This is a genomic window from Anaerotignum sp., assembly GCF_017483025.1.
Lineage (GTDB): Bacteria > Bacillota > Clostridia > Lachnospirales > Anaerotignaceae > Anaerotignum_A.
Window position 1 is genome coordinate 1 of record NZ_JAFUMA010000107.1, and the last position, 8768, is coordinate 8768.

The following is an 8768-nucleotide window of genomic DNA, read 5'->3' on the forward strand; positions in this document are numbered from 1 at the left end:
CAACCCGGGAGGACCATACAGCAAAACGTGGTCTAAGGCTTCTTTTCGCTGTTTCGCCGCCTCGATGAACACGCGCATATTCTCTTTTACACTTTCCTGCCCGATGTATGTTTCCAGCGCAGCAGGACGCAGTTTTGGCTCCAGCTCGCGGTCTTCTTCCCGCAGGCCGGTGGTCAAAATTCGTCTGTTTTCCAACGTAAACACCTGCTTTATTTAATCATTAGAATGTAATCATTTTCTTAAGTGCAGCCTTCAGGATATCTTCCGTAGACATTCCTTCCGCCGCCACAGCATTGACTGCTTTCGCCGCTTCGCTGCGGCTATAACCCAGAGCCGTCATGGCATCAATGGCTTCAAATTTGGCATCGCCGCCAATGGAAGTTTCTACGATACCTTCCAGCTCTTCGCCGCCCATGGAAAGGGCTTCTTCTGTTTTGAATTTATCCTTCAATTCCAAAATCACACGCTGGGCAGTTTTTCTGCCGACACCCGGCGCCTTGGAAAGGGTCTTCACATCATCGGACAAAATCGCCATGATGATTTCTGAAGGCTTCAGCATGGAAAGGAAACCCAAAGCCCCTTTCGGCCCAACGCCGCTGACTGTCAGCAGCTTATGGAACATTTCCTGTTCCTCCTGAGAAGCAAAGCCATACAGACTCATGCCGTCCTCTTTCACACTGAAATAGGTGAAAACCTTCACTTCTGCGCCCGTCTGGGACAACTTTGCCAGGGTCGCAGGGGAAACAAATACCTGATAGCCAATGCCGCCTGTCTCTATGATGATGTAACTTTCCGCACGCCGCTCCAGCGTGCCTTTGATATATGAAATCATTTTCTCACCAAATTTCTCGATAGTTCAAGCGGAGCCTCAAGTCCTCCGCTTTTCACAAATATTATACCGAACCAAAGCCTAAAGGGCAAGCGAACACGAACATGTTTTTGTATTTCTCCTATCAAAATGAACAAAAATATAAGCCTCTTCCTCTGCGCCAAAACGCCGAAATTTTCTCTTACAGATTTTTTCATTTTGAAATTCTTTTTTCCCAAGTGATAAACTATATATAGTGTTAAAACTCATTTTCCTTAAAAGCAAACACTATATATGATAAGGAGAGATTTCAATGAAACGTATCAAATATGCCTGTCTGGAACAGACTTTGCACTTCTTCGTACAGGATTCTACAGCCCTGCGCACAGCAAAGGACGAATTCGAAATGTATAAAAAAGGACTGGACCGCAACAAAACTGCCTATAAAGTCCTTTCCGAAGAAGCGCAGCCTGATGGCTCCCTCATCGTAAAGCTGAAAAAGCAATACAATACATACGATTGCGGTTCCTATTTAGACTAAAAATTTAGCCCCAAGTCATCTGACTTGAGGCTTTTTTTATTTGCTCAATGCATTTACTTTCTCTGTAATATATACTTCCACTTCTTCATAAGGAATGCCCAGAGCCATGGAAAATTCCCGATGGAGCAGTTCTTTTGCCAGCTTGCCGAATTCCTGCTCGGTCTTTGCCAGCTTCTTGCCGTTTTCCACCATCGTTTTTTCCTTAATATAAACTGTTTTAATGAGCTTCACCAGGTCTTCGCACTGGTGGGTATCCAGACAGCCTTTATATTTTTCGCTCAGCGCACGGACATCCCGTCCTTCAAATTCCTCCTCCTGAATATCAGGGATCTGTTCAATGAGATGCTCCGCCTGTTCCTTTGTCAAAATAGCACGCATGAACACCTTCGTATCCACCGGCGCATAAATGGAACCGGAGCCGAAGACAGGCGCCAGCGTATAATATTCCTTCCCGCTGCGACCCATAGGGGTGCCAACCGGAATACCGATCTCCTCAATGCGGCAAATGCCATTATTCCCGTAAATCACATATTCACCTTTTTGAAACATCGTTCTCCCCTCCTGCATCGCGTTTTTTTCTACAATCAATAAAAGTGCAGCACGCAACCGGACTTTTCCAGCCGCATACCACACTTTTATTTTATCACGAAAATTTTTTCTGATGCAAATGGGAAAAATCCCGAAAAAATCAATCCATTACGACCAGTTCAATATCCGCTTCCTCCAAAATGGCCCTGGACAGCTCATCGGGGTACTCCCCTTTGAAAACGATTCGTTTGATGCCCGCGTTTACCAGCATTTTGGCACAGATCACACAAGGCTGCAATGTAATATAAATCGTCGCACCTTCTGTGCTGACGCCGATCTTCGCCGCCTGGATGATGGCATTCTGCTCTGCATGGAGGGCACGGCAAAGCTCATGGCGCTGACCAGAAGGGATATTCAGGCGTGTTCTTTCGCAGCCGCCGATCTCTGTACAATGCTTCAGGCCGGAAGGCGCACCATTATATCCTGTTGTGATGATGCGGTTATCCTTTACGATGACCGCCCCAACCTGTCTGCGCAGGCAAGTAGAACGGGTCTTCACGATCTCCGCGATTTCCATAAAATATTCGTCCCAGCTTTTTCTCACTGTAATAACCTCCTCTTCTTGAGGGTTTCACCCTCAAACTCCCACCAAGGGTATCTGGTCAAAGCATCTTCCTTTCAGGAAGACGGCTTCGCCGTCCCATTGGGGGCATAGCCCCCTAGCTAGCGGCTTTGCCGCAACGGCACTAATCTTGACGGTACTCTCACCCCTGGAAGCCGATATGCAGAAACTAACGTTTCTGCAAAAGCTAATCTTTTTCAAAAATAACACAAAACAGATACAAAAACAATATGAAGCAATAAAAAAGCCCCTCAAATGAGGGGCAATTCATCATACGATTAAATGCATTTTCTTTGCTTCGTGTGTCAGTTCTTCTCTGAATTCAGGCGCAGCCAGGGAAATGATCAGTTTCGCTCTTTCGCTTGCTGTTTTGCCTTTCAGGCGAACAATATTATTTTCTGTTACCAGATAATCTACTTCGTTCTTGGATGTTGTTACGATGGAGCCGGGTGTCAGGATAGGCTTGATCTTGGAAATCTGGCCATTTTTCGCTGTGGATGTCATGGCGATGAAGCCTTTGCCGCCTCTGGACATATTTGCACCGCGCACGAAGTCCACCTGACCGCCGGAGCCGCTATAGTGTGTTGTGCCCAGGCTTTCTGCACAAACCTGGCCAAACAGGTCGATTTCCACGCAGGCATTTACGGAGATGAAGTTATCATGCTGGGCGATCACGTAAGGGTTATTTGTATAATCCACGGGGTGCATCTCGAAAGCAGGGTTATCATCCATGAAATCGTACATTTTCTTAGAGCCCCATGCCAGTGTTGCGATAGTCTTACCAACGTGGATGGGTTTCTTCATATTTGTAACTGCGCCGCATTCGATCAGGTCTACCATACTGTCTGTAAACATTTCTGTATGGATACCCAGATCTTTTTTATCCTGCAGAAGAACGCCTACTGCGTTGGGGATACCGCCGATGCCCAGCTGCAGTGTTGCGCCATTGGGTACTTCATCCGCGATCATGCCGCCGATCTTTTTATCGATATCTGTCAAAGGTGCGTTGGGCAGTGTCAGCAGATCCTTGGAAACTTCGCACAGGGCTGTTACTTCGGAAATATGGATCAGGTTGTTGCCCATAACACGGGGCATTTTATCGTTTACTTCCAGCAGGATGATGGATGCTTTATTTTTCATTGTGGGAACTTCTGCTGCAGCCATGCCGCATGTGAAGTAGCCATGTTTATCCATAGGGGAAACTTCCGCATAGAATACATCCAGTCTGGGCATGCATTCTCTCCAGTATTCGGGAGCAGTGCTGTAGTTATTGGGCACGTATGTGTAGATACCCTGCTGTACTACCTTTCTGCCTGCGCCGCCTGTGAACCAGGATACGTAGTCGTATCTGCCCTTCAGTTCGGGATTCATGAATGCGCTGCCTTTTACAGACAGGATACCATGGTGTTCCACACCTGTGATCTCGCCTCTTTTTGCTCTTTCGCCAACAGCATTACAAATTGTCTGGGGCTCTTCCAGACCTGTAGGACAGGCACAGATATCTCCAGATTTTACATACATTGCAACCTCTTCGGGAGTTTTCAGTTTTGCACGATACATTTCCTGAAATTTGTTCATGTCGTCTCTCACCTTTCTCATTTTTCGCGATTATTTTCGTTCAAAATACACAAGAATTTTATGATTTTTCATCTTTTGCATACAAAATACGAACTTTTAATTGTATTTTAGCACAAATAAAAGCCAAAAGTAAAGGCATATTCTGCTCTGTTCTTCAAATTATACAACATTTCAGACAAAAAATCAGCATTTTTGTCCTACATCTATTTTTTCATCTTCTATATTGACTCTCACAATATGGTATCCTTTATGATAAGCCTGAGCTCAAGAAAAACACAAATTTGTGAGGTGAATATCATGTTGAAAATCGGTGATTTTTCTAAACTGTCTCAAATCAGCATCCGTATGCTGCGCCATTATGATGACCTGAGCCTGCTGCCCCGTCTGCAAAAAAGCATAAACAGTGCAAAAAAAAGAGACCCCAAACGGAGTCTCTTTTCTTATATTTAAAATATTTTAAATATCTTTTTTATGCCTGATTTATGTGAATATATCAATTAAATCAGGTACTGCTGTACTTCTGCGGGAAGCAGATCAGTTTTGCGGCTGATGATCATTACCATATCCATTTCAGCTTCCTTGGAAGTTTTGTCCAGTTCCTGAATGAAGGCTACAAATTCTTCGTCAGTAACTTTGTTTACAATATGGTTCAATCCATCAATATAAATTGTTTCAATATCGCTATTCTGAGAAAGGATACCACACACGAAACCTCTGAACACCTGTGGATCGTCCATAATGAATTTGGGTGTTTCTACGAAACGCACGCTGTAGTGCAGATCGTACATGTGGCTGTTGTCATCGTCTACGAATACGATGCTGCCTTTTGCTTCTTTGCTGGCCGCATTCGCCATATCGATCATTTTCTTTGTTTTACCTTCACCTTTTTCGCCTGCAAGAATTTTAACCATTGCAATCTCCCCCTTTTATATCTGGATATTTTCTGGTGGTATACCTTTGGATTATTCATAAGTTACCGGGAACATTAAGTGGATAGTTCCTGTTATACTTTAAATTCTCCAAAAGTCTGCGCATTCCTTCTTTTTTGCGCAGATTTTTTATCATTTTTGTGCTTTTGGCTTTTTTCACAAAAACACCAATGAATTTTTATTCATTATTCCCACAAATTATTTCTCTGCCTGCAGGATCAATGCAGCTGCGCCTTGGATGCCAGCATCGTTGCCCAGCTTTGCCAGCGCAAATGTTTTCTTTCTGCTGTGGGCAAAGACCTTGCCCTGATATGCCTTTTCGATCTTGTCCAGCAGGAACTGCCCTGCCGCGCAAACACCGCCGCCAATGACGATCTGTTCCGTATCCACGATATAGATGGCATTTGCCAGGGCATTGCCCAGTCTGTCGCAGACAAAATCTGTGATCTCGTTGGCCAGAGCATCGCCGCCTTTTGCAGCATCCCAAAGGTCTTTTGCAGAAACCTCTTCCAATTGACGCAAAACAGAGTCATCCTGTTTTTCCGCCAAAAATTTCTTCGCCATGCGAACCATGCCAGTCGCAGAAGTGTACTGTTCCAGGCAGCCTTTTTTGCCGCAGTTGCAAGCCTGTGTTTCGTAAGGATCGATGGTCATATGACCGATCTCCCCTGCAACGCCGCTCTCACCCATCAGGATCTTGCCATCCAGCACAACGCCGCCACCAACGCCTGTACCCAGTGTCACCATCAGCATGCTTTTCGCCCCGGCGCCTGCGCCGTAAACGGCCTCACCCAAGGCTGCCACGCGGGCATCATTGCCGATGCGCACAGGAGAAATGCCAATGATACACTCTGCTTCTTCTGCCAGGTTCACATCGCCCCAGCCGATATTCACTGCGCCATGGAGCACGCCGTCATCTGTTACAGGGCCTGGCGCCGCCATGCCGATACCAAGAATATCTGCCTTTGCGATATTTCTTTCCTGCATGCAGCCCTCCAGAGATGCTTTCACATCCTCCAGAAGTCCCGCAGGTTCATTGCCTTTTCTGGTTGGAACCTCCCAGCGGGTCACGATCTCGCCGTTTTCTGCTACCAGACCGATCTTCACTGTCGTTCCGCCAATATCAATACCAAAACAATATCTCATTATAGATCACCTTCATATTTATACACGATGCTGTGTATCCTTTTTTTATATTTTTTGTAGGTTGCCTCATCGATGGCAGAGGGCTTCGTCATCAGCTTCAACGGAAGCGCATCCTGCCCTTCTCTCATGGGCGGCTGCAAATAGGGATAGTCATTATAGACCAGCCCGTGGCGTTCATAAAAACCAATGCGCCGTCTGGTCAGTTCATCCTCTGGTTCTTCCACCTCCAGAACCATCGGTCTGCCCTTTTCTTCCAGAAGCCTGTCCAAAAGCTTTCCGCCAAAACCGCCATTGCGGTATTCTTCTTTTACCGCAAAATGCTCGATGTATAAAAAATCGGCAATCTCCCACGTTGCAAAAACCGCAGCATATTCTCCGTTTTTCTTCACACCGTAAAGGCGATAGCAAGGCTCTGCGAGCATGGCTTTCTGCCGCTCCTTCTCCCGCAGTTCTGTTACAGGGAAGGCATTTTCCAGCAGCGGAAAGATCTCATCAAAGGTATCTTCTGTGATACGTTCAAACATATCTGCCCACCTCCGCTTACAAAGGATACTATAAACTTTAAAAAAATGCAAACCTTTTATCCTTTTCTTTCCTCTTTCGCCCAATTCTTAAATTTTTCTAAAAAATACCGCAATTTCCCCTTTCTATGTTATACTGGTGCTTTAGAAAGGATGTGATTCCAACGAAACGAATATGCAGAGGCTTTTTCCTCTTTCTTTTATTATGCACCTGTTCTATACAAACAACAGCGGCATCTGCTATCCGGGTAAATCTGAATGGAAAAGCCATTTCCTTCGATGCCCAGCCCTTCATCGATAATGGGCGCGTGCTGGTACCCATGCGGGGCATCCTTGAATCTCTGGGCTATACGGTCTATTGGCAGAGCCATACCCAGACTGTTCTTGCTGTAAACGAAAATACGAGAATTTCCCTGCCCCTGGGCAGTAACAAAGTAAGTGTGAACGGCAAATCTGTTTCCATCGATGCCCCCGCCCAGCTGAAAAACAGCCGCACCTTTGTACCCCTTCGATTTCTGGCGGAATACAGCGGCGCTGATGTCAGCTGGAATGGCAGGACTTCCACCGTTTCCATCACATCAGATACTGTCAGCATGGTAAGCGCCAAGGATTCCGTGGTCTATATCCAGACCAACAAAATGCAGGGCAGCGGCGTAGTCCTCTCTTCTGATGGACTGATCGCCACCAACTTTCACATGATCGAAAATGCCTCTACGGCCCAGTTCCTGTTCAATGACGGCTCTATCTATCAGGGGAAGACGACCGTTGTAGGTCTTGACCCAGAAGCAGATATTGCTCTTCTGAAAATCAGCAAAACCGGTCTGAAAGCGGCTTCCATCTCTACATCCTATGCCATCGGCGATGCAGTCACCGCCATCGGGTCTCCTGACGGCAGCCGAAACAAGGAAACCACAGGCATCATCATAGGCTTCGATCAGGATATCATCTCCACCTCTGCCGTCATTTCCCATGGCAGCAGCGGAGGTGGGCTCTTCAACAGCAACGGGCAGCTGATCGGTATGACTTCTGCTTATAGTGATCAGCAGTATCTTTCCATCCCCATTTCTCTGGTGAAGCAGGTCCCCCAGAACCTGTCCATTCCTCTGAGCGAGATGAAAAATTACACCTATACGCCCCATGGGCCAGAAAATCTGCGCTATACCAAAAGTGGAAATTACGCCTATGTTTCCTGGTCTCCCGTTTACGGTGCTGATTACTACTATGTCTCCTTCTCCAGAAACCAGAACGGGCCTTTCACTCACATGAAAAACACGACCCTGGGCAATGACCATTGGTACTGGGGATTCCCTCAGTGCTTCGGCATCACTGCCAATAAGACCTTCTATCTGAAAGTCACCGCTGTAGTGAATGGCGTTCCCACCGCCGACAGCGAAGTTTTGAAAGTAATTGCACGATAAAAAAAGCCTGAAACTCATTCGAGTCTCAGGCTTATTTTTTATTTTAGCTCATCTCTTTTGTCACATCGGCCTCAGTGGCTTCTGTGTATCGAATCAGGTCGTTAGGGTCCAAAATGATCTGTTCTCCACGTACCCCAGCGCTGACGGCAATCTCATCAAAAAGGATACAGGTCTCATCGATGAAGGTGGGGTATTTCTTCTTCATCCCAATGGGGGAACAGCCGCCGCGGATATACCCCGTCAGCCCCAGCAGTTCCTTCACATGGGTCATTTCTACTTTTTTATTTTTGGATACGACAGCCGCTTTTTTTAAATCCAGCTCCATATCCACAGGAATACAAAAAACGTTGATCCCTGTTTTATCACCCCTTGTCACCAGGGTCTTGAATACCTGTTCCGGCGCCATGCCGACCTGCTCTGCCGCATGGAGCCCCGAAAGGTTCGATTCGTCATATTCATATTCCGCCGTGCGAAAGGCAATGCCCGCCGCTTCCAGCAGACGCATCACGTTGGTCTTTGTCATAAAAAACACCTTCTTAGTCGTCCAGAATGATGAAGCTGTAGTCCACCCCTGTCCGTTCCATGAAATAGTTCTTCGCCGCAATATCAGAGGAAACAGGCGCCGCTGTCCAATATTCGCCGTTGGAATATGCCACATAACGGGAGCCATCCGTCAG

Annotated in this window: 10 protein-coding genes and 2 pseudogenes; 3 read left to right on the forward strand and 9 right to left on the reverse strand. The window is 46.5% G+C overall.

Features of this window, described 5'->3' with window-relative positions; all coding sequences use genetic code 11:
* A pseudogene (locus IJ369_RS09305) lies at positions 1–195 on the reverse strand (Holliday junction branch migration DNA helicase RuvB); the annotation flags it as partial.
* Positions 196–220: 25 nt separating this feature from the next.
* A complete protein-coding gene (gene ruvA, locus IJ369_RS09310; RefSeq protein ID WP_290718410.1) occupies positions 221–832 on the reverse strand; it encodes a Holliday junction branch migration protein RuvA in 612 nt (203 codons plus the stop codon).
* Between the two features lie 289 nt (positions 833–1121).
* Between ruvA and IJ369_RS09315 the strand changes: the two genes are divergently transcribed.
* Positions 1122–1349, forward strand: a complete 228-nt coding sequence (locus IJ369_RS09315) for a hypothetical protein (RefSeq protein WP_290718412.1) — start codon at positions 1122–1124, stop codon at positions 1347–1349.
* Positions 1350–1385: 36 nt separating this feature from the next.
* Here the strand turns inward: IJ369_RS09315 and IJ369_RS09320 are convergent, their stop codons facing one another.
* From IJ369_RS09320 to IJ369_RS09330, 3 genes are all read right to left on the reverse strand, one after another.
* On the reverse strand, positions 1386–1898 hold the full coding sequence (locus IJ369_RS09320) for a CarD family transcriptional regulator (RefSeq protein ID WP_290718414.1): 513 nt from the start codon (positions 1896–1898) through the stop codon (positions 1386–1388).
* Between the two features lie 139 nt (positions 1899–2037).
* A complete protein-coding gene (locus IJ369_RS09325; RefSeq protein ID WP_290718416.1) occupies positions 2038–2481 on the reverse strand; it encodes a deoxycytidylate deaminase in 444 nt (147 codons plus the stop codon).
* Between the two features lie 288 nt (positions 2482–2769).
* Entirely contained in the window at positions 2770–4077 is a 1308-nt protein-coding gene (locus tag IJ369_RS09330) for an acetyl-CoA hydrolase/transferase family protein (RefSeq protein ID WP_290718418.1), read from the reverse strand.
* Positions 4078–4374: 297 nt separating this feature from the next.
* On the opposite strand from IJ369_RS09330, the pseudogene IJ369_RS10960 reads away from it, so the two are divergent.
* Positions 4375–4464 (forward strand): annotated as a pseudogene (locus IJ369_RS10960) (MerR family DNA-binding transcriptional regulator); the annotation flags it as partial.
* A gap of 110 nt (positions 4465–4574) precedes the next feature.
* On the opposite strand, the gene IJ369_RS09340 reads toward IJ369_RS10960, so the two are convergent.
* From IJ369_RS09340 to IJ369_RS09350, 3 genes are all read right to left on the reverse strand, one after another.
* Complete coding sequence (locus IJ369_RS09340) at positions 4575–4988, reverse strand: hypothetical protein (protein ID WP_290718419.1); 414 nt, start codon at positions 4986–4988, stop codon at positions 4575–4577.
* Positions 4989–5204: 216 nt separating this feature from the next.
* Entirely contained in the window at positions 5205–6152 is a 948-nt protein-coding gene (locus tag IJ369_RS09345) for an ROK family glucokinase (RefSeq protein ID WP_290718421.1), read from the reverse strand.
* Positions 6152–6676, reverse strand: coding sequence for a GNAT family N-acetyltransferase (locus IJ369_RS09350; protein WP_290718423.1), 525 nt, complete (start codon positions 6674–6676; stop codon positions 6152–6154). Before IJ369_RS09350 ends, IJ369_RS09345 begins: the two co-directional genes overlap by 1 nt.
* 152 nt (positions 6677–6828) lie before the next feature.
* On the opposite strand from IJ369_RS09350, the gene IJ369_RS09355 reads away from it, so the two are divergent.
* A complete protein-coding gene (locus IJ369_RS09355; protein ID WP_290718425.1) occupies positions 6829–8091 on the forward strand; it encodes a stalk domain-containing protein in 1263 nt (420 codons plus the stop codon).
* Between the two features lie 43 nt (positions 8092–8134).
* Here the strand turns inward: IJ369_RS09355 and ybaK are convergent, their stop codons facing one another.
* On the reverse strand, positions 8135–8614 hold the full coding sequence (ybaK, locus tag IJ369_RS09360) for a Cys-tRNA(Pro) deacylase (RefSeq protein ID WP_290718427.1): 480 nt from the start codon (positions 8612–8614) through the stop codon (positions 8135–8137).
* Positions 8615–8768 lie beyond the last annotated feature (154 nt).

Bases quoted from the DNA above. Each gene is read 5' to 3' on its own strand.
- ruvA (WP_290718410.1), bottom strand. From the start codon at position 832: ATGATTTCATATATCAAAGGCACGCTGGAGCGGCGTGCGGAAAGTTAC.
- IJ369_RS09320 (WP_290718414.1), bottom strand. From the start codon at position 1,898: ATGTTTCAAAAAGGTGAATATGTGATTTACGGGAATAATGGCATTTGC.
- IJ369_RS09345 (WP_290718421.1), bottom strand. From the start codon at position 6,152: ATGAGATATTGTTTTGGTATTGATATTGGCGGAACGACAGTGAAGATC.
- ybaK (WP_290718427.1), bottom strand. From the start codon at position 8,614: ATGACAAAGACCAACGTGATGCGTCTGCTGGAAGCGGCGGGCATTGCC.
- IJ369_RS09330 (WP_290718418.1), bottom strand. From the start codon at position 4,077: ATGAACAAATTTCAGGAAATGTATCGTGCAAAACTGAAAACTCCCGAA.
- IJ369_RS09315 (WP_290718412.1), top strand. From the start codon at position 1,122: ATGAAACGTATCAAATATGCCTGTCTGGAACAGACTTTGCACTTCTTC.
- IJ369_RS09350 (WP_290718423.1), bottom strand. From the start codon at position 6,676: ATGTTTGAACGTATCACAGAAGATACCTTTGATGAGATCTTTCCGCTG.
- IJ369_RS09340 (WP_290718419.1), bottom strand. From the start codon at position 4,988: ATGGTTAAAATTCTTGCAGGCGAAAAAGGTGAAGGTAAAACAAAGAAA.